The 19,283-nt window shown below is 40.3% G+C and carries 22 protein-coding genes and 2 tRNA genes; 11 read left to right on the top strand and 13 right to left on the bottom strand.

Annotated elements, in window-relative coordinates; all coding sequences use genetic code 11:
• Positions 1 to 4 precede the first annotated feature (4 nt).
• The 7 genes from ABD873_RS00505 to ABD873_RS00475 all read right to left on the bottom strand — a co-directional run bounded on the left by ABD873_RS00505 (position 5) and on the right by ABD873_RS00475 (position 6,745).
• Positions 5 to 547, bottom strand: coding sequence for an inorganic diphosphatase (locus tag ABD873_RS00505; RefSeq protein ID WP_345063146.1), 543 nt, complete (start codon positions 545 to 547; stop codon positions 5 to 7).
• Positions 548 to 567: 20 nt separating this feature from the next.
• Positions 568 to 1,215, bottom strand: coding sequence for a DedA family protein (locus tag ABD873_RS00500; RefSeq protein WP_039052723.1), 648 nt, complete (start codon positions 1,213 to 1,215; stop codon positions 568 to 570).
• Positions 1,216 to 1,246: 31 nt separating this feature from the next.
• Positions 1,247 to 1,660: an HIT family protein gene (locus ABD873_RS00495; protein ID WP_345063142.1), complete on the bottom strand. Its 414-nt coding sequence runs from the start codon at positions 1,658 to 1,660 to the stop codon at positions 1,247 to 1,249.
• A 212-nt stretch (positions 1,661 to 1,872) separates the two neighbouring features.
• Positions 1,873 to 2,346 carry a transcription elongation factor GreA gene (gene greA / locus ABD873_RS00490; RefSeq protein WP_345063140.1) on the bottom strand — a complete coding sequence of 158 codons (474 nt, stop codon included), beginning with the start codon at positions 2,344 to 2,346 and terminating at the stop codon, positions 1,873 to 1,875.
• A 149-nt stretch (positions 2,347 to 2,495) separates the two neighbouring features.
• The gene (locus ABD873_RS00485; protein ID WP_345063138.1) at positions 2,496 to 3,188 is read right to left on the bottom strand and encodes a response regulator transcription factor; all 693 of its coding nucleotides are present in this window, start codon (positions 3,186 to 3,188) and stop codon (positions 2,496 to 2,498) included.
• 6 nt (positions 3,189 to 3,194) lie between these two features.
• Positions 3,195 to 4,868 carry a sensor histidine kinase gene (locus ABD873_RS00480; RefSeq protein WP_345063136.1) on the bottom strand — a complete coding sequence of 558 codons (1,674 nt, stop codon included), beginning with the start codon at positions 4,866 to 4,868 and terminating at the stop codon, positions 3,195 to 3,197.
• Positions 4,868 to 6,745: a S9 family peptidase gene (locus tag ABD873_RS00475; protein ID WP_039053939.1), complete on the bottom strand. Its 1,878-nt coding sequence runs from the start codon at positions 6,743 to 6,745 to the stop codon at positions 4,868 to 4,870. The genes ABD873_RS00480 and ABD873_RS00475 overlap by 1 nt, the downstream gene beginning before the upstream one ends.
• 106 nt (positions 6,746 to 6,851) lie before the next feature.
• Here ABD873_RS00475 and ABD873_RS00470 point away from each other — a divergent pair, with 106 nt between their 5' ends.
• Entirely contained in the window at positions 6,852 to 7,142 is a 291-nt protein-coding gene (locus ABD873_RS00470; protein WP_345063133.1) for a DUF4286 family protein, read from the top strand.
• Positions 7,143 to 7,203: 61 nt separating this feature from the next.
• Here ABD873_RS00470 and catB read toward each other — a convergent pair whose 3' ends face one another.
• The 3 genes from catB to ABD873_RS00455 form a co-directional block, all read right to left on the bottom strand.
• Positions 7,204 to 7,845 carry a type B chloramphenicol O-acetyltransferase gene (gene catB / locus ABD873_RS00465; protein ID WP_039053941.1) on the bottom strand — a complete coding sequence of 214 codons (642 nt, stop codon included), beginning with the start codon at positions 7,843 to 7,845 and terminating at the stop codon, positions 7,204 to 7,206.
• A 117-nt stretch (positions 7,846 to 7,962) separates the two neighbouring features.
• A complete protein-coding gene (locus ABD873_RS00460) occupies positions 7,963 to 8,376 on the bottom strand; it encodes a hypothetical protein (RefSeq protein ID WP_345063129.1) in 414 nt (137 codons plus the stop codon).
• 60 nt (positions 8,377 to 8,436) lie between these two features.
• Entirely contained in the window at positions 8,437 to 9,141 is a 705-nt protein-coding gene (locus ABD873_RS00455; protein WP_345063127.1) for a DUF4397 domain-containing protein, read from the bottom strand.
• A gap of 134 nt (positions 9,142 to 9,275) precedes the next feature.
• On the opposite strand from ABD873_RS00455, the gene ABD873_RS00450 reads away from it, so the two are divergent.
• From ABD873_RS00450 to ABD873_RS00405, 10 genes are all read left to right on the top strand, one after another.
• The gene (locus ABD873_RS00450) at positions 9,276 to 9,896 is read left to right on the top strand and encodes an RNA polymerase sigma factor (RefSeq protein WP_345063125.1); all 621 of its coding nucleotides are present in this window, start codon (positions 9,276 to 9,278) and stop codon (positions 9,894 to 9,896) included.
• 2 nt (positions 9,897 to 9,898) lie between these two features.
• Positions 9,899 to 11,077: a hypothetical protein gene (locus tag ABD873_RS00445; protein WP_345063122.1), complete on the top strand. Its 1,179-nt coding sequence runs from the start codon at positions 9,899 to 9,901 to the stop codon at positions 11,075 to 11,077.
• Positions 11,078 to 11,158: 81 nt separating this feature from the next.
• Entirely contained in the window at positions 11,159 to 11,665 is a 507-nt protein-coding gene (locus ABD873_RS00440; protein WP_039053946.1) for a hypothetical protein, read from the top strand.
• 140 nt (positions 11,666 to 11,805) lie between these two features.
• The gene (locus ABD873_RS00435) at positions 11,806 to 12,270 is read left to right on the top strand and encodes a hypothetical protein (protein WP_345063117.1); all 465 of its coding nucleotides are present in this window, start codon (positions 11,806 to 11,808) and stop codon (positions 12,268 to 12,270) included.
• Between the two features lie 471 nt (positions 12,271 to 12,741).
• Complete coding sequence (locus ABD873_RS00430; RefSeq protein WP_345063114.1) at positions 12,742 to 13,578, top strand: helix-turn-helix domain-containing protein; 837 nt, start codon at positions 12,742 to 12,744, stop codon at positions 13,576 to 13,578.
• A 73-nt stretch (positions 13,579 to 13,651) separates the two neighbouring features.
• Positions 13,652 to 14,407 carry an MBL fold metallo-hydrolase gene (locus ABD873_RS00425; protein ID WP_039053949.1) on the top strand — a complete coding sequence of 252 codons (756 nt, stop codon included), beginning with the start codon at positions 13,652 to 13,654 and terminating at the stop codon, positions 14,405 to 14,407.
• 13 nt (positions 14,408 to 14,420) lie between these two features.
• Positions 14,421 to 14,819 (top strand): GNAT family N-acetyltransferase, encoded by a 399-nt coding sequence (locus tag ABD873_RS00420; protein WP_345063105.1) that lies wholly within the window; start codon positions 14,421 to 14,423, stop codon positions 14,817 to 14,819.
• Between the two features lie 16 nt (positions 14,820 to 14,835).
• Positions 14,836 to 15,321, top strand: a complete 486-nt coding sequence (locus tag ABD873_RS00415; protein WP_345063102.1) for an OsmC family protein — start codon at positions 14,836 to 14,838, stop codon at positions 15,319 to 15,321.
• Positions 15,322 to 15,388: 67 nt separating this feature from the next.
• Positions 15,389 to 15,886 (top strand): M61 family metallopeptidase, encoded by a 498-nt coding sequence (locus ABD873_RS00410; protein ID WP_345063099.1) that lies wholly within the window; start codon positions 15,389 to 15,391, stop codon positions 15,884 to 15,886.
• 58 nt (positions 15,887 to 15,944) lie between these two features.
• Positions 15,945 to 17,171 (top strand): M61 family metallopeptidase, encoded by a 1,227-nt coding sequence (locus ABD873_RS00405; RefSeq protein WP_345063096.1) that lies wholly within the window; start codon positions 15,945 to 15,947, stop codon positions 17,169 to 17,171.
• Between the two features lie 68 nt (positions 17,172 to 17,239).
• Here ABD873_RS00405 and ABD873_RS00400 read toward each other — a convergent pair.
• From ABD873_RS00400 to mgtE, 3 genes are all read right to left on the bottom strand, one after another.
• A tRNA-Asn gene (locus tag ABD873_RS00400) sits at positions 17,240 to 17,316 on the bottom strand.
• A gap of 56 nt (positions 17,317 to 17,372) precedes the next feature.
• Positions 17,373 to 17,449 (bottom strand) — tRNA-Asn (locus tag ABD873_RS00395).
• 100 nt (positions 17,450 to 17,549) lie between these two features.
• A complete protein-coding gene (gene mgtE / locus ABD873_RS00390) occupies positions 17,550 to 18,929 on the bottom strand; it encodes a magnesium transporter (RefSeq protein WP_345063093.1) in 1,380 nt (459 codons plus the stop codon).
• Positions 18,930 to 19,283 lie beyond the last annotated feature (354 nt).

The following is a 19,283-nucleotide window of genomic DNA, read 5'->3' as shown; positions in this document are numbered from 1 at the left end:
TGTCTTAATTGTTTCTAATTTCTTTGTTGTAAAGTTCGATGCTCTCTTTAATAATGTTTTGAGCATACGTACGTCCGTAAAGATTTTGAACCTCTACTTTCTTACCTTCCAACGCTTTGTAATCTTCAAAGAAACGTACGATTTCTTTCATCGTATGTGGAGGCAGCTCCGATAAGTCATTGATGTAGTTTACAGATACATCATTCTTAGCTACTGCAATAATTTTGTCGTCTTGCTCTCCACCGTCGATCATGTGCATCACACCGATAACTTTGGCTTCAATCAAACTCATCGGATATACATCTACCGAACTGATAACTAAGATATCCAATGGGTCTTTATCATCACAATATGTTTGCGGGATAAAGCCATAGTTGGCAGGATACATTACCGATGAAAACAATACGCGGTCCAACTTGATTAAACCACTTTCTTTGTCGATTTCGTATTTCGCTTTTGAACCTTTAGGAATCTCGATTATAGCATTTACTGTATTTGGCAGATCCTCACCAGGAGAAACTTGATGCCAAGGATGTAGTGTACTCATTAATATATTACTGTTTAATTTTATTTATTATTCTCGCTCTTTCTGTTCTTCAACCAACGTTTTAAAATAGCTATTGCCAGCGGCATGAAGGCTATCACAATCATACCGATGATAATATATTCTACATAGTGTATAATCTGAGGGAACATCTCACCCAGAAAATACCCCGACAGGGTCAACACACTAACCCAAATCGTCGCCCCCAGCACATTGTAAATGACGAACTTTTTGAAGTCCAATTTCACCACGCCGGCAAATATGGGTGCAAATGTACGAATAATTGGAACAAAGCGTCCAATAACCAAGGCCGAACCACCATATTTTTGGTAGAATTCTTCAGCCATGACAATATATTTCTGCTTAAAAATCAGAGAGTCTTTCCTTTTGAACAGCATGGGGCCTGTTCGGTAGCCAAACCAATATCCGGCAAAGTTGCCCGCAATACCGGCCGTGAGGATGCCGAAAAACATGGTCGCTATACTAACGTCGATCTTGTTCAACGCACAAAACAACCCCGCTAAAAACAATAGGTAGTCCCCGGGAAGGAAAAACCCAAAAAACAATCCTGTCTCGGCAAATACGATCAAGCAAACTATATAGAACCCGCCGTGGCTAAGCAGATACTCGGGATCCAATAACTGCTGGAAAGAAATTAAAAAATCTTGCATAATGTGTTAGATATCCGACAACTTTTCTGTCTTAACCGGCGCTTGTAATCTCAGATATAGCTTGACGAATATCCTCCGCAATCTTGTTGAGCTCCTCTGCCGGCAACGAAAGTTTTGGCCGCTCAAAATTCATGTCGCTAACTTGATTTAACGGAATCAGGTGAATATGAGCATGAGCCACTTCCAAGCCTACCACAGCAATACCAATCTTCTTGCAAGGGAACACTTTCTTAATACCTTCGGCCACAATCTTGGCAAAGACCCATAGGCCTACATATTCCTCATCATCTATGTCGAAGATATAATCGGTTTCTTTCTTTGGTATCACTAACACATGTCCTCGGGTAAGTGGAGATATATCCAAAAAAGCTAAATAGTCATTACTTTCAGCAACTTTATAAGCTGGAATTTCACCCGAAACTATTTTAGAAAATATTGTAGACATAAATTTTTATCAAATCTGTATTCGCAAATATAACAAATAAATAAATGACAATGTCACACCCTTAGGGGCTTTTGTATAAATCTGACAATTCGTCAATATAGTGTCTTCCACAAAAAAAGCCCTTAAAATCTTAAGGGCTCTATATGTTGTTAATAACTTTCAAGGATTATAAGCGGTTATGGCAGGACCGCTCATAACCACTTATAAGGATGTTATCTTGAAATCTCTAAAATTTCGAACTCTAACTCTCCGGCAGGAACCTTTACTACTGCTACATCACCTACAGACTTGCCAAGAAGACCTTGAGCAATAGGTGATTTCACAGAAATCTTGCCGGCCTTTAGGTCCGCTTCTGTTTCCGAAACAAGCTGATAGGTCATTTCTGCACCATTCTTTTTGTTGCGGATACGCACTTTAGATAGGGCCAACACTTTAGTCAAATCCAACTTGGATTCGTCAATAAGACGGGCATTTGCTAAAATCTCTTCCAATTTAGCAATCTTAGCCTCATGAAGACCTTGGGCTTCCTTTGCAGCATCGTACTCTGCATTTTCCGACAAGTCGCCTTTATCACGCGCTTCCGCTATAGCATTGGCGATCTTTGCTCTTCCCTCCGTTTTCAAATACTGCAACTCTTCCTTCAGCTTCGCTAAGCCTTCCGCTGTGTAATACGTTACTTCTGCCATAATTTTTTTATTTAACTTAATTTATTAACACTTTTTTCCAAACAAAAAAATAAACAAGACCATTCGCTCGGCAGAGAAAATGGTCTTGTTCATCGTTATTTACGAAGATAAATTAAAAAACTTAATTTTCAAAATAATTCGAAGACTTCTTATTCTTCGATAAACTTATATCCTAACCCTCTTACCGTCTGCAGATAGTACGGCTTATCGGGATTTGTCTCTATTTTCTTTCGCAGACGCACCACGTGCATGTCCAAAGTACGTGTATTCACATTTGAGCTGTAGCCCCAAACCACTTCCATGAGCTCCTCTCTTGTGATATCCCGTCCTTTATTCTGCAGAAAGTGCAACAATATGCGGTTTTCCAAAATTGTAAGCTCTATTTTTTTGCCGTTTCTTATCAAAGCGTGAATCTGAGGATGGTGTTCTGTATCCCCAAAGCTATATACATCTTTATTTGTATTCTTCGGCACAAAGAAACGCACCTTGTTGTCGATCATGGCTACTAGCACATCCATGTTGAACGGCTTAGTAATATAGTCGGTGATACCATGACTGTAGGCATCAATTTTGTCTACATCCTGTGATTTTGCCGTCATCATGATGATGATATTTTCAAAGCCCTTGGCACGTACGGACTGGCATACTTCTATGCCCTCCTTGCCCGGCAACATCCAATCTAACAAAACAATATCCGGTTGGGTGGATAAAATCAACTCTTCTGCTTCTATCCCGTTTCCGGTCTGCACCACCTTATACTGCTCTGTCTGCAAGCGATGACTTACCAGAAAGCGAAGATTCTCATCATCTTCAATAACCGCAATTGTTATATCTCTATCCATATTCTATTACTTCTTTGTATCTAATGGAAAACTTAAAATAAAAGTTGTTCCACGGTTCACTTCACTTTCTACCTTAATCTCTCCTCCCATAAACTCGGTAATCTCCTTACAAAAGGCTAACCCCAGTCCTATACTTCCCTGTTGATTAAATTGATTTTTTACGCGATAGAATTTCTTAAAGATATTATGGTATTCTTTCTTGTCTATTCCAATCCCTTTATCCCTAAATAAAATAACAAAATTCTTTTTAGTTTGTTCAATTTTAATTTCCAAAAACTTGTTGTCAACACTCGAATATTTATAGGCGTTGTCTATGAGATTCTGAAATACACTGGTTAGCAATACCGGATCCGCATAGAGCTCATCTTTAACTTTGATATTCTCCACAATCTCAAAGTCGGGATACTTGACCCTGTACGCTTCGCAGATATGCTGTGAAAACTCACGTAAATTAATAAATTCTCCGTTAAACTTAATAGACTTATTTTCGATTTGTGCGTATGAAAGCAACTTATTCATCAAGCTGTTAAGTTTATCCGCTTCCTGATCCAATATGCGACCATACATATTTTTCTCCGCCTCGGTAAGCGTCGTCGAACTTTTAATATTGTTTCCTGCGATCTTAATCACACTTACTGGAGTCTTAAACTCATGGGTTAGATTGTTGATAAAGTCATACTGTAATTGATACAGCTTATTGTTTATCGAAACATTCCGATAGATCAGGTAGCCGATAGTCAACAGGATAAAATAGATAATCAGCAAAAACACCAATACCGGAAAGAAGAACCTATTCAGTATCCTTTCTATATGTGCATTGGAAGATTCAAACGAAAGCTTATAATCCGAGAGTGCACCAGGGAGTGCTACCTCTGTCTTCATCCCTCCCTCGTTATCACTCAGATCCACATTCACAAGTGGCTGGATACTGATATTTTCGTAATAGTCAGGATACAGGTTCTTTATACGTATCCGCGTAGGCTGTATATGAAATACAAAAAAATCATGTTCGAAAAAGGTCTGCTTAAAATTAGCATCCAAGATCATGCTATGAAAGGAAATCACATCACTCACACGCGGGATATTAAGATAAGAAATCTTTCCCGGCTGAATATTATAGAACAACTTGAAAAGGTCGGTATTCTTGATGGCGGAGGTATCCAGATTATTTCTTCCCAAAAATGTGCATAGCTTCAGAAACACGGTATTGAGCTCCTCATTACTCGAAAGATTACCTTCATTAGCCTTACGTCTTTTTATGAGCCGGTATTCGTTGTCTAGATAGAATTCAAAAGTATTTTTGGAGTAGGCTCCAAATTGCCCGATGCGCATGTGCTTTTTCAGGGAATCAATGTTAGAGAGGATAACATCCGAAAATTCCACTTTCTGTACAAAAGGATACTTACGTAGCACGTTATCCGCAAATCCCTGTGCCTGCACAGAGTCCATATATCCTTGGTAAAAGGCTACTTCCGGGATACGTTCCTGAAAGAATTCGTTAAAATCTCGCAACGAATTATCAAATATTTCTGTCTTGCGGTTGTTGAACTCCGTCTCTACGAAATTAGTCAAAACAACATGGGCAAAGCCTACCGAAATAATGAAAAGCAAGGTCACGAAGACAAAGAAGGCTAGCAATAGGCCCAGATTCTTTCTATATTTCGGTTTTTGTTTTGACATTATTTCAGGTTTTCTTTCAAGAATTGTTCAATAAGCTGATAAGACTCAATGATATTTTCCATCTTGCGGAACCTTCTTCCTTCATTCTCTTTCAGCACATATTGCACCTTAACCTCATTGTTTTTAAGCTTCTGAACAAACTGATTGACATCTGCCACATTATTATAAATATCTTTTCCTCCTTGGAACATCAACAGCGGCATCCGTATCTTGTCGGCATGAAACAAAGGTGATATTGCTTTGAATAACTCATATTCTTTTTCCGGATTACCGATAATCCTGTAATATAACTGTTTATTAGAACTATAATATGGCGGAAATTGTTTGAAATACGCAAATAGATTGATATATCCTGACGTAGAGATAGCACATTTATACAAGGTAGGATTATAGCAGGCGGCATATAGAGCCGAATAGCCACCGAAGCCTGTACCCATAATAGCTATACGTTCCTTATCTGCTATACCGGAATGAATAAGCCAAGCTACTCCATCGTTAATATCATTCTGGATCTCTCCTCCCCATTGTTTAAAGCCCGCCACATAAAACTCCTTGCCCAACCCTGTGGAACCTCTGTAATTCATTTGGAAGACAGCATACCCTCTATTGGCTAGGAACTGTACTTCGGCATTGAACCCCCATACATCTCTACGGTTAGGGCCATCGTGTACCAGCACGACCACCGGATATTTATCTTTTTTCTTTTTCGGATAAGTGATATATCCCTGAATCTTCTTGCCATCCCTTGAATCGAAGGTAACCTCTTCCATAGGACTGAGTTTCTTATCATGCAAGGATGGATTCAGCGGAGTGAGCTCCTTAACTTTTCCCTTATAATAATAGTAGATACCTCCCGGATGAATATCCGAATAGGTTTTGAACAATATTGTATGGAAGGAGCTATCCACATCCAAAATGTCTACAGTAGAACCTTCGAATTGCGACACCAGCTGATCGTAGATTCTCTTAAGCTCGGAATTATGGATGAAGATCTCCTTACGTCTATCATAAACAGACGAAAAGAGCAACTCTTGACGGGAGAAAGAGTATCCTTCGGCATTCATATCCACATTCTTGTTTTGCGCTAAGATACTTTCTTTGCCATCCCGCAGATCTAAACGCACCACAGCCAGCTTGTCCCTGTTTCTGTTGGAAAGAGCATAAATCTGGTCGGTAGAATTTCTAACAGGTCCTAACGGATAAAGCATCGTCGTGAAGTCCGTTTCCAGCACTATGCTATAGGGTTTATTCTCTTCTTCACGATACCATACCTTAGCCTCCACACTATCACTGGAAACAGCCATACGTACCTTGCCATCTGGAGACGTAAACCAACGGGAGAAATTGTTCTCATTTAAATCCACCAAAACAGGTTCTCCCCCCCGCAATGGAATACGGAATAGATCCATTCTAGAAGAATCCCTATAATTCATCTTGGCTAAAAGATAACCTCCAAAAGCACGAGTTGGCGAAAGCCATTCGATACTATGCTTGGAAGTCTTCATCAATGGATTAATAGACTCGGTATGCACATCCACCGTAAATAAACGCAAGCTGTCCTGATACGATTCGGCATTCGAAAATACGATGGTGTCTGCATTCGCCCAGAAATAATACTGGACATTAAAGCTCTTCTGATAGGTGAGCTGCTTAGAAGAGTCCGGATTTTCTAGATCCAGAATAAAAATATTACGACAATGGTCCTCCAGCCCCAGATAAGAAATTTTCTTTCCATCTGGAGATATCTTGAAATGAGAATGATCAGGCTTATCAAAAAAATCTTCAATAGGTATAATTCGGTCATCCTCACCACGACTGCAAGCCACCATCCATAGTGATATCACCAAACCTAAAACTAAAACCAACCTTGCACGCATTATTCTTCTCTTTTCTTTAAATCAAATAAAGCAATTTTCTGAGAATTATACGTGATTGCAACCTTTATTTTACAGGAGTACGCTTTTCATTTCCTAACTTTGCCCTATGTATTTGTATAACATTTCCTTAATCATCGAAAATGAGCAGCATGAACCTTTCATGCAATGGTTGCAGAACGAATGGATAGAAAACCTTCCTGCCGGCTCTAAATTATTGAAAATGCTGGACTCTCCTCACCAAGGGCAAACCTACTGCGTACAGCTGAACTTTGAATATGCCAACGATATTGCCAACTTCCAAAAACAATATCTCAGCTCTTTGCAGCAACATATTGAAGAGCATTTTATGGGTAAGGTATTCCTGTTTGACAGCACCATGAAATATCTGGAAAAATAAAGCACAAGCCTTCACTTGATGTGAAGGCTTGTGTATCCTATTAATCTAAAGCTATTATGACCTATAAGTCTTTCACATGACGGTTATAATAGTCATACAGCAATTCTACATTGTCCGAACAGATAATAGGAATTGCACCCTGAAGTATACACTCATCCCAATGCCACCACTTCATCTCTAAGAGCAGTGCGATGTGCTCTTCCGAAAACCGCTTTTTAAGCGGCTTGGCAGGATTACCTCCCACTATGGTATAGGGTTCCACATCTTTGGTAACCAAAGCACGACTTCCTATGACCGCACCATCACCTATGGTGATGCCCGGCATAATCATCGCTTCAGCTCCAATCCACACGTCATTACCTACCACCGTATCTCCGGCACCACGAAAGGCATCTGCAGCTTCCCGAAAACATTCTACCTCTTCCTTCATATAGTAAAAAGGAAAACTCGAAATCCAGTCATAACGATGCCCCTGGTTGCCTGCCATGATAAAACAGGCTCCAGTTCCTATAGAACAATAAGAACCGATAATAAGCTTGTCCACATCATCTATGTCAGGAAAGAGATAGCGGGCACAATCGTCAAATGAATGACCATGATAATATCCGGAATAATAGGAATACTTCCCTGCGGTAATATTCTTATTAGTTATGTGATCTTTGATAATCTTGCCTTTAAAAGGACTTTCGAAGAAATTTTCCATAGTTTAGCATACTTTAAAATAATAAAATAAAATACCAAGGCAGTTAGTTGTGACTACCTGAAAAACACCTTTATTTTCTTAAGTATGCTAATCTGCTTTTTGCATAATACGAATATATTAATTATTTCCTATAAATAAATTATTTTTCAGAAAATCAACACTCTTATTTTCATCTTTTTGTGTCAGCCTCACCTCTTTCTCTATATCTCTATACTCGCCATAGGTTTTACCTCCGAGCAGCTTACGAAGTTCCCTTTCTCTTTCCTTATTAAGAGAACAAAGCTTTTTCATCTTCCACCAACGCGATCTATCCGATTTTTCCACCTCAATGACTGATGTCAGATATTCTCTATTGATAGACTCAATAGTTTCTTTATGTTGAGGTGTTATCAAATGGGTATCTAAACAATAAACCACAGTAGTCTCAAGTGCTTTACACTCGCACTCCTCCCATTTGGATTGAGCCCAAAGTGAATGGCTGCTCAGCAGCCAAAAAGATAAAACACCCCATAACCATAATATCCTTTGCATATACGTAAAAACAAAAAGGCGGAGCTTTCAAAAAGAAAAGCTTCCGCCTAACCTGAACAATTATTTGTTAACAAAAGTATGGACTTTAAGTTTCTGGCCCTCATCAGCGTCGTTTTTCAAGCCTGATAGCCAGATGGTATAGATCTTACCTTTAGAAAGGTCTACATCGTTTACACTAAGCAAAGTATCTTTAGTTTCTTTATCCAAAATATGGAAATTCGTCTTTTGGGCTTCCAGCTCTTTAAAAGCACTAGCCGACAAATAATCTACATCTGCAATCACAGTAGAATCACCATTGGCGAAGTCCAACTTACCAAGATCTGGCGATAGATGGACAAATCTGACTTTAGCCTTATCAGCACTTGGTAGTCCCAGATCATCCGTAACCTGCACCAGCTCAACAGTCTTTCCATCTTTTGAATTGCTCACTAGCAAGGTATAATTCTTATCACGTTCAATTTTAAATATCTTTTTAACCAAGGATGTATCATTCTGCGCCTTAATTTCAAAGGCCCGATCCCCTACCGAAACATCAAGATAATGAATACTGTCTCCATAAGCGATTAAAGAGGTGTTGACTTTCTTTGAATCCACCAAAAAATTCAAGGAATCACTCGCAAAGGAGCCATTCAGAAAAGCGACCTTGCCGTACTCCGGACGTGGTACGCCTTTGTCATCATCTTTACAACTTACTGTAACTTTCGCCATAGCGACCAGCGAAACAAGAACTAGCAGTTTAGAATCTCTAAAAAATCTGACTTTCATAGTAATTTAATTTTTGCGTTAACAATTCAATTCGCTAACCCAAACACATCTTTTCACGATAACGCTACAAAACTCATACGATAAAAAATTATTCTTCCAATACGCTTTCTCTTGTAGCGTTTTGCGTCCCAGTGGTGTTTTTATCAGTAAACCAATTCGCAACACTGAGATTGAAAGCTAAATCGTCGGAACAATTGAGCACTGACAACGACCTAGCCGAGGTTCTGTCGAAAGGTTGGCAAAATATCGGAGACAAAATGAGAGAACGCATCTACAAGCACTACTGGGGATATCTCATGGGAGTTGCTTTAAGGTATGTTTCCGACAGAGAAACGGCTAGCATGGTCGTCAACGATAGCTTCATGAAAATTTTCACCAACCTCAACTCCTTCGAATGTGAGGACCTGCAGAATTTTAACAAAATATTCAAAGGATGGATGGCAAAGATTACAGCACGAACAGCTCTTAACGAACTACGCAAGACGAAGAAACTTTCTCTTCAGGAACCCCTGACAGAAGAGCATGACGGACAGTTTGCGGTGATGTCGACGGACAACCTTCATATTCAAAATATATGGGATCTTATCAATCACCTCAACCCCAATTACCGAAGGGTATTTACCCTATATGAAATTGAAGGGTTCAACCATGACGAAATAGCGGAAATGATAGGAATATCCGCTAGTTCCAGCCGCGTGTACTTGGTCCGCGCCAAAGAAAAACTGAAAATGTTGTACCAGACATTAATGGTATAAATATGGATAGCGACGAAAAAAAATTGATTGAAGAAATAAAAGAAGGTCTTTTGAACTTCGAACTGCCATACGAAGAAGGTAACTGGGAAAACTTTCTTGAAACATATGGCGATAGATTAAACGAGGAAAATAAAAATCGTAAAATTCGGATATGGCTGTGGAGGAGTATTCCCGCTGCCGCCCTGCTGGCCATCGGAATATCTGCTGTGCTGCTACTATGGAACAACAAGGAACGAAATTCCTCAACACCACCTTCCAATACAGCGCATAAGCCGACCACAAGCGCTACCCCAATGCTCCCTACGGAGAAAACAGACATCTCAAATGAGAAAAAACAGGAGGTTCACTCTATATTACCGAGTCTGACAACTGCCTCCATATCGGACAGCAGTATGAAAAAACCGGCATATAGACCTATACGACCGCAGCTATCCGACATTCCTCCGAAGAAGAAGGCTAAAATCACATTAGAATTAACGTCGCTCGCCCTTAATAAGGGAAGAATCCTAGTATTTGAAAAGGCCAAAAGAACAGAAAAAGTGGCATCCGATAGAATTCATATGCCATCTGCTTCTTCAGACAAATGGCAGTTGGGTCTAGAGCTGACCAACTCCTTTCGTCTGCACAATCCTAACACTGTGGCCGGCATTCTCACACAATTCAAAGTGTCGGAAAAGATAAGACTTTCGGCAGGCCTAATGTACTCCAGCCTCACCGCCCCACACCACTCCGATCCGGTTCAGTTGTCTTATGATACAAAAATAGTGGGAGGAGAATCTTCTCTCAAGGCAGTAGACCTTCCATTGTCCGTAGAATACGAGCCCTACCATGGATGGTATGCCTCTGTCGGAATATCCAACCTCACGGTACTGAAGGAAGAAAAGCTGTATCATATGCAAACAGAAAAACTCCAAGAAAGCGTTACGACAGATCCGGCAACAGGAGCTGCTATAACAGTATTCGAAATCAAGAAAAGTGAGTTTGTGCAGCAGGCATCAGAAAAGGATTTTGAAGGCAAAAGTAATTTAAGATATCTGAATTTTTCCTTGGGAAGAAAACAACACCTTACCCAACATATAGACTTGTCGATAGAACCTTTTGTAAAAATTCCTATGGGTAACCTTAAAAAAACGAACATCGACCTCTTGCAATCAGGACTCAAGTTCAAAGTAATTTTTTAACTTCTTACTTCAGTCTTGTAGCGCGAAGACCAGAAAAAGTGTTTCTATTAAAAACTGAATATCAAACTAATATCAACAAACATGAAAAAGCAACTTATCCTTTCTTTATCTATCTTTTGGATTGCGCTAGGCCCTCTCCTCCTTGGAAGCTGCAGCAAAGACAAAGACGACAACGCTAATGACTCTCCTTTCCAGCTGGAAGAAAATCTTATCATGGGAAACAAACTCTTCAATAGCTCATTGGATGACAGAAATTCTAAAAACAGCTTTGAAATCCTTAAAATCGAAAGAAAGAACGAAATTCTTCAGGTCAGCATAAAAGGAAGTGATAGTGTGGGCTCCTTTAAATTCATCTGGGATGGTCGCATCCAAGAATCTTATCCTATGGGCATACAGCTTATCATGCTATACCAAGGTAAAGATGAAGATTTCATCCCTACTGAAGAAAAGGTCATCCAGGTAAACCTTCAGAAAATCATCGGCAAACGTACCAATGTCAACGAATATCACTTTAATATCATCAACGGCTCAAAGAAAAAAACCGCAACGCTAAATCCCGATGGAACCATCACTAACAATGACAGATAACCCCATAGACACAAACTAAGGCTTCTTTACAGAAGCCTTAGTTTATTGAGATCTCTTTTCTACCAAATGTCGTTACAGTCCTATTTTGTTTATTATTAGCAATTTAATTTTGAGACATAATCAGTAAATATCCGCTAAGAATGAACAACACACCCAAAAGCTTTCAAACCACCCTAATTTTTCATTCCCCAAAAAGGAAAATTTTTGAAAGCCTAACCCAACACATTAACCTTTGGTGGAGTGAACAATTCGAAGGGAATGCCCAATATCCAGGACAAAAGTTTACCGTCCGATTCGGCTCCAACATTTACAAGAATATAGAAGTAATAGAACGAACAGAGCAAAAGATTGTATGGCACGTAATAGATGCTTATCTGGACTTTCCCGATCTTTCCGACAAACAAGAATGGATTGATACCTATATTGTTTGGAAAATCGCTGAAGTAGAAGGGATAGCATTGGTAGAGCTGACACATGAAGGATTACACCGCGAGATGGAATGTTACGGCCTCTGCGTTTCGGGATGGCACAGCTTTCTTTACAGCTTTGAAAAGTTTATTACTACAGGTATAGGAGCACCCTTCCAGCTGGAAGAAGTTCCATAACACTAAATATGAAACGAACAACAGAATGAAGCTTATCTGGCCAAATACTATAGATAAAAATCGCTATGGATAATTATCCTCGCTGGTACCGATTAATACTTTTAATGCTTTTTGTGCTGCATTGCTTCAGCGAAATACCCTCCATGCTTATAATTTATAAAGCCAATAAGAGCACTTACTTATTTCTATTGTTTCTTAACAGCTACCAAGAAGGGATAATACTGCTTTTCTAAGAATAAAGACAAATAGAAGAAGATACTTCATAGACATATGGTTTATCGATGGAATAATTTAAATCTTATAAAAATGCTGAAGAGATGGAATATATCGACTCCTTGGCCCGACTAACACATAAATAACTGAAATAGAGTTGTATAGACAGAAATTAAACTTTATTTTTAAAAAGATTCCTCTGAAGCAACATATTTTTAATTCATTCCGAAGCTGATTACCTACATAATTGAATCGCATATGGCTGTAAAAAATATTGCTCCCCCGCCTTATCTTGCCGGCTTAGTCAGAAATATCTGGTTTACAGACTTCAAAATGCCGAACGACCACTATCAATCCATCCGGATTCTGGCCAACGGTTCACCGGGTCTTATATTTCAGCACGCTGAAGGTCATTCAGCAGTAAAAGGAGCAGGGGGGAATCTGTTACCCTTAGCGTTTATCTACGGACAAAGCACCGTCCCATGTGTAAATCAGATGATTAAAGACGCTATTGTTTGCGGATTCGAGTTCTATCCTTCCGCCTTAAAAAATATTTTCGGAATTGATGCCGCCATCTTGACAGACGCTCTCGTCGAACTGGAACACCTTCTCAGTAAAGAGATTATAGATCAGCTGATAAACTGTCCGAATATCTATGAGGTTATCCAACTGCTCTGCGTAACCTTAGCCAAACAATCAGCATCCTTTCCTTTCTCAACTTTTGTGGAAGAAAGTATACTTCTGATAACACAAAGCGCCCCGCAGCTCAGCCCCGCTGCCTTACCCCAGTATTTCCATATCTCACAAAGGCAGTTCCAAAGGAAATTCAAAGAACGTATTGGCGTGTGCCCTGAAACTTATATCCGTATCACAAAATTCCAACAGTCCATACACTGGCTACAGAACAAAAAATTCAAAAAAATTGGAGACATAAGTTACGCTCTCGGATACACTGACCAAGCTTATTTCAATAGGGAATTCAAATTTTTCTCAGGTTACACTCCTAAAGAATTTATGAAAGTACTAGCCAAACAACAGTTGTTTTATCGCACTCCCGAACATACTGTCATCCCACTACGGATTCTAACAGATTAATTAAGAATGTCGCTATCGTTCAATTTTTCCTAAAGGAGGAAAAGTACTTTTGCTTTATCCACAAATAAATGCTATGGTTAAAGTACATCATCTGAACTGCGTTGAAATACTATCACTTGGCTATGGAAGAGCCATCGGCCATTGTCTTCTCATAGAAACAGAAAACAAGCTTATCTTAATAGATGCTGGCATAGGCCTACAGGACACTGAAAACCCCAACAACCGCCTAGGGCAACACCTCATCGACATGGTAGGGTTTAGATTTAATAGAGAGTGGACTGCCATACATCAGATTCAACGTCTCGGACTTGATCCCGAAAAAGTTACGGATTGCGTGCTATCGCATCTCGATCCCGACCACATCGGGGCCCTCGTCGATTTTCCGCACGCTACCCTCCACATGAGCCAAGAAGAATACGATAATTTTCGTTCAGGCAATCCACGATATCTTGAACACCAACTTCATCATGACTCCATCATCAAGACTTATGCCAGCAGTGACGATACTTGGTGTGACATGGAAGCCCGAAAACTTTCCCTAGCTTCAACATTAGATATCTACCTAATTCCTCTGTTTGGACATACCAGAGGACATTGTGGTATAGCCTTAGATCTGGGAGCAGAGAAAATATTTTACGTAGGTGACGCCTATTATCTGAGATCGGAACTTACGGACAACGAACATCCTGTCCATAAACTAGCGGAACTAAGAGCTGACGACAATAGGTTAAGACAGGATGCTCTAACCAAAATACGTCATTTTATACTCCAACATCCAGAAACTACGGTGTATTCTTATCATGACCCTTCAGAATTTCCAAGAAACTAAATCCATAATAACCATGGAAATAATTTATAAAACCGATAAAAAACCGAACATTGAAGAAATCATTGATGTTTATATCAGTTCGGGTATAAGAAGACCTGTAAATGACAAAGCGCGCATCCAAAAGATGTACGAACATGCCAACCTTATTGTTTCGGCATGGCACGGCGATACCTTAATCGGTGTCGCCCGGTCATTGACAGACTTTTGCTACTGCTGCTACCTGTCTGACCTGGCCGTACGAAAAGAATTTCAACATCAAGGGATAGGCAGACGTCTTATCGACCTCACAAAAGAGAAGATAGGCTCCCAGACTGCACTTGTTCTTCTTTCCGCACCTGCAGCAATGGACTATTATTCCAAAATAGGTTTTGAAATAGTCACAAACGGTTATATTATTCACAGAACTCAATAAATCTCATCGTCATTCTATGAAACATCAATACAATGTCTGGATTAAATGGACAGGAAATCAAGGACAAGGTACCCGTAGCTATCAGGTCTACAGCCGTGATCACATCATCTCCATACCGGACAAAAATGATATTTACGGATCTTCCGACCCTGCATTTCGTGGAGACAAAAGCAAGCATAACCCTGAAGAGTTGCTCGTCTCAGCGTTGTCTACCTGCCATATGTTATGGTATTTACACCTGTGCGCACAAGCAGGTGTCGTAGTCATAGCCTACGAAGATCAAGCCTTAGGAATTATGGAAGAAGAAAAGCATGGAGGTGGAAGATTTATAAAAGTAACCCTTAATCCTATTGTTACCGTGACAAACACCTCTATGGTTAGCGAAGCAGAGCGCTTGCATCATAAAGCCAACGAACTATGCTTTATAGCCAATTCTGTAAACTTTCCTGTCATGCATCAGGCTCTAACATTAACAGCAGATGAGAAACAGACAACATCATAAATCTAACTTCCCATTTCCTTTTTTTAAGTACAATATCAGCTGCGTTCTCTTGTATATATTCCTCCTTATGGGAAGTTTACAGTCACTACTTGCCAATGACCATCTTCGTTACAACCTTTCCATTTCCCCTACGAAATCCAGCTTCCGCGTAACACTGACAATACCGCCAAGCCTCTTACAACATGACAGCGTTTACCATTTCCCGGCCTATGTCCCCGGAATGCATCAAAAGCTTGATTTTGGCAGGTTAGTGTCATCATTTAAAGCTTTTGACACCAAAGGTAACGAACTATCCGTCCAACGCACTGGAATCAATGATTGGTATATCACCTCCTACAATCATTTAGCAAAAATCATCTACGACATAGAAGGCACTTTTGATCTACCCGATACCACCGTGCTTGTCCATCCTCAAGGAGGAACCGTAATCAGACCGGAGTATGTTGTAATTAATCCACATGCTGTATTTGGATATTTTTCAAGCCTATTAGATTTTCCTATACTTATCGAAATAGATTATAGATTATCCAACCCAATGGCAATTAGGCACTACCTTATCGTCTAATGACAATAGAAACTTTTGGGCAACTTCCTATAAAGAATTGTTGGACTCTCCTATCCTGATGGGTGAACTAACTACATCCAAAACTACCATCCGAGACATGGAGGTGGAAGTTTTTGTCTATTCCCCTTCCGACTCCATAAATGCCGACACCGTCTTAGCTCTGAGCCACCCTATTATCAACTGTGCTATTCAATTTATAGGATATACGCCCGTGTCCCGGTATGTCCTGTTAGTATATTTCCATGACAAAGAAGACCACAGTAAAATACCATGTCTAAACTTCTGGGGAGCTTTGGAACATGGCAACAGCTCTACATACGCCTTACCAGCCCAAAAAGAGCTATTTCCTTATCTGCAAAAAATGATTGCCCACGAGTTTATGCACATCTTGGCGCCGCTGAATTTGCATAGCAACAAACTTGTATCTACCGATTATTCCATACCGGTAAATCAAGATAACCACCTGTGGCTATATGAAGGAATAACAGAATGGGCAAGTCACATTATGTTGTTACGTAATGCCTTCATCTCATTGGACGACTATCTCCTCGAGCTGTCTGCCATGATAAGACGTAGCAGAACTTTCACCCCTCCTTACAGTTTACTTAAGCTGAGTAACAGCTGGCATACGGCAGAAGGAAAAAAACAATACGGCAACATTTACCAGTTGGGAGCGTTGACAGCTACTATACTAGATCTCCGCCTCCTTCGTTTGTCGGAAGGAACTCGAGGGTTGCGAGAAGTTTATCTCGACTTGGTCAAAAAATATGGCAGTAAGCAGCCTTTTGATAATGATAGCTTTTTCGAGGAATTCATAACGTTAACCTATCCCGAAATCCAATCCTTCATCCACAAGCACATTATGTCCTATACACCTTTCGACTTTGTGGAAGAATTCAAAGCTGTCGGCATACAATACCTACCTGTCCAATTAGAGGATCAAAACACTCCTTCTCTAGGTTTTACGGTAGAACATCATCCCCAAGGATTTGTCGTATCCAAAATACTTTCTCCGGATACATCAGCCGTGAAAGTTAAAGTAGGCGATATTATAGTTCAAGTGGAGGTTGATGATAGCCCCTTAGATGGAAATACTTTTCTTTTCAAGCTTATGCAGGCTAAAATACATAGTCCTTACAGCTTACGAGTTTTGCGAGAAGGAAAAAGCCTAGTTCTGGAAGGAAGAATTCTTCAGAATGCACGCTATGATGTTTTTAGGCAAGAGGAAAATGCTACTGCAGAACAAAGGTATCTTCGGTTGAAGTGGATGACCCTCTCACCTTAAGACGTCAAGAATCACATGCTCATAAAACAAAAAAAAGTTGCTTCAGTGGTGAAGCAACTTTTTCTTTATGGCTCCTGAAGCTGGGCTCGAACCAGCGACCCTCTGATTAACAGTCAGATGCTCTAACCTGCTGAGCTATTCAGGAATTTGAAGATCACTCTTCAAAAGATTTTCTTTTTCCCGTCTTACTGTCCAAGACTTTGGCTCCTGAAGCTGGGCTCGAACCAGCGACCCTCTGATTAACAGTCAGATGCTCTAACCTGCTGAGCTATTCAGGAGTGTTTCCCTTTCGGTGATGCAATTATCGGAAGTTTTAAAGAGTTCTGCAAGCATTTTTTTAAGGAATTTTACAACTTACTCATTCCCAATAAGAATATTTTACAATAAAACTCCTTTTAAAATCAACGTAGCAATAGTAAAGTAAATGATAAGTCCTGTTACGTCCACAAGCGTAGACACGAAAGGCGCTGACGAACTTGCGGGGTCGGCTCCTAGCTTACGCAAAACAAAAGGCAGCATCGAGCCGGTAAGAGATCCCCACAGCACTACACCCACCAAAGAGAAGCTTATCACTAAAGCTATAGGAATCCAATAATCACCATATGTATCGGCAAACAGCTGCCATGTAGCAATACGTACGAAGCCCAAAGCTCCCAATATTATTCCTAGTATCAAACCGGTGATTATCTCTCTACGCATGACACGCCACCAGTCTGCTATGGTAACTTCTCCTAACGCCATAGCTTGGATAATCAGCGTTGAGGCTTGCGAACCGCTGTTACCTCCACTGGACATGATCAGCGGCATCAGAGCGAATAAGACTATGGCACTAGCCAGTTGCGACTCAAAATGACCGATTACCGAAGCGGTAAGCAGCTGACCCAAAAACAACACAATCAGCCAACCTGCTCTTTTCTTCACCAGATGCCAGATAGAAACATCAAGATACGGCTCATCCAAAGCCTCCGTACCTCCGAAGCGTTGCATGTCCTCCGTATACTCTTCATTTGCCACCCAAAGGATATCATCTATCGTCACAATACCCAACATGATTCCCTGCTCGTCAACTACGGGAAGCGCCACCCTATTATTCATCCGGAACACTGTAATGGCATCTTCCTGCGGGTCGTTAGCATTAAGCGATATCAAACGGTTATCAATAAGCTCGCCTACCAAAGAATCTGGCGGTGCCAACAAAATATCTTTGATTCGAATGTCGTCGATAAGCCGTCCGTCGGAGTCGATGACGTACAACACATCGATGGTTTCAGAAGCACCCCCGTAACGGCGTATATGTTCCAACACACGATGTATGGTCCAATGTTTTTTTACGGTGATATAGTCAGGCGTCATCAGACGTCCCACACTGTCTTCCGGATACCCAAGCAGAGAAAGAGCTTCCTTACGCTCTTCGGGAGTAAGCAACGTAATCAAACGTTTTACAACATCCCCCTTCAGCTCCCCGAAGAAAGAAGTACGGTCGTCCGGAGGCATGGTATTTAGAATTTCCCGAACCTTTGGTGCTGAAAGTTTCTTGAAGATACGCTCCTGAGTAGGGAAGTCCAGAATTCTAAAAACATTGACCGCGCGATTCAAATCCAAAGTCTCTATGAAAAGTGCACCATGTTCGGGAAGCATGTCGATCAATTCTTCGACTTCAGAAATGTTTAGCTCATTCAAGTACTTGGCTAATTCTTGAAGATTATTATCCTCAATAAGTAGCTTGATATGCTCTACGTGAATTTCCAATTCTTCCATGTTGCTCCTCCGAAATATAATGTTCCCTACATTGGTCGACAGACTTTAGTTTGTTGCAAAAGTCGCTTTTTTATCTCAAAAAATATAATATTTTTTTCAGCCTGCAGATAAAAAAACAACAGCCATAAATGCCATATTGTCACCCTACCAAAGCCGGCAGCTTTTCTTTGCTATCCTGAAAAAAATGTTAGAGGTGAGCCGCACTCTTATTCTGGTTTACTCTTAATTAGAGAAAGAAGACAGACTATCCTATAAAAACGTTTTGCCAATATTCTCGTAAAAATTTCTCTCTCCTCTCAGCACTGAATACCTCCAATCTATATATTACCAATAACTCTTAAAATTGTTTTGAGT

Source organism: Sphingobacterium thermophilum, assembly GCF_039541675.1.
Classification (GTDB): domain Bacteria; phylum Bacteroidota; class Bacteroidia; order Sphingobacteriales; family Sphingobacteriaceae; genus Sphingobacterium; species Sphingobacterium thermophilum.
The sequence above is the reverse complement of the archived record's forward strand: the minus strand, read 5'-3'. Positions and strand labels throughout refer to the sequence as shown.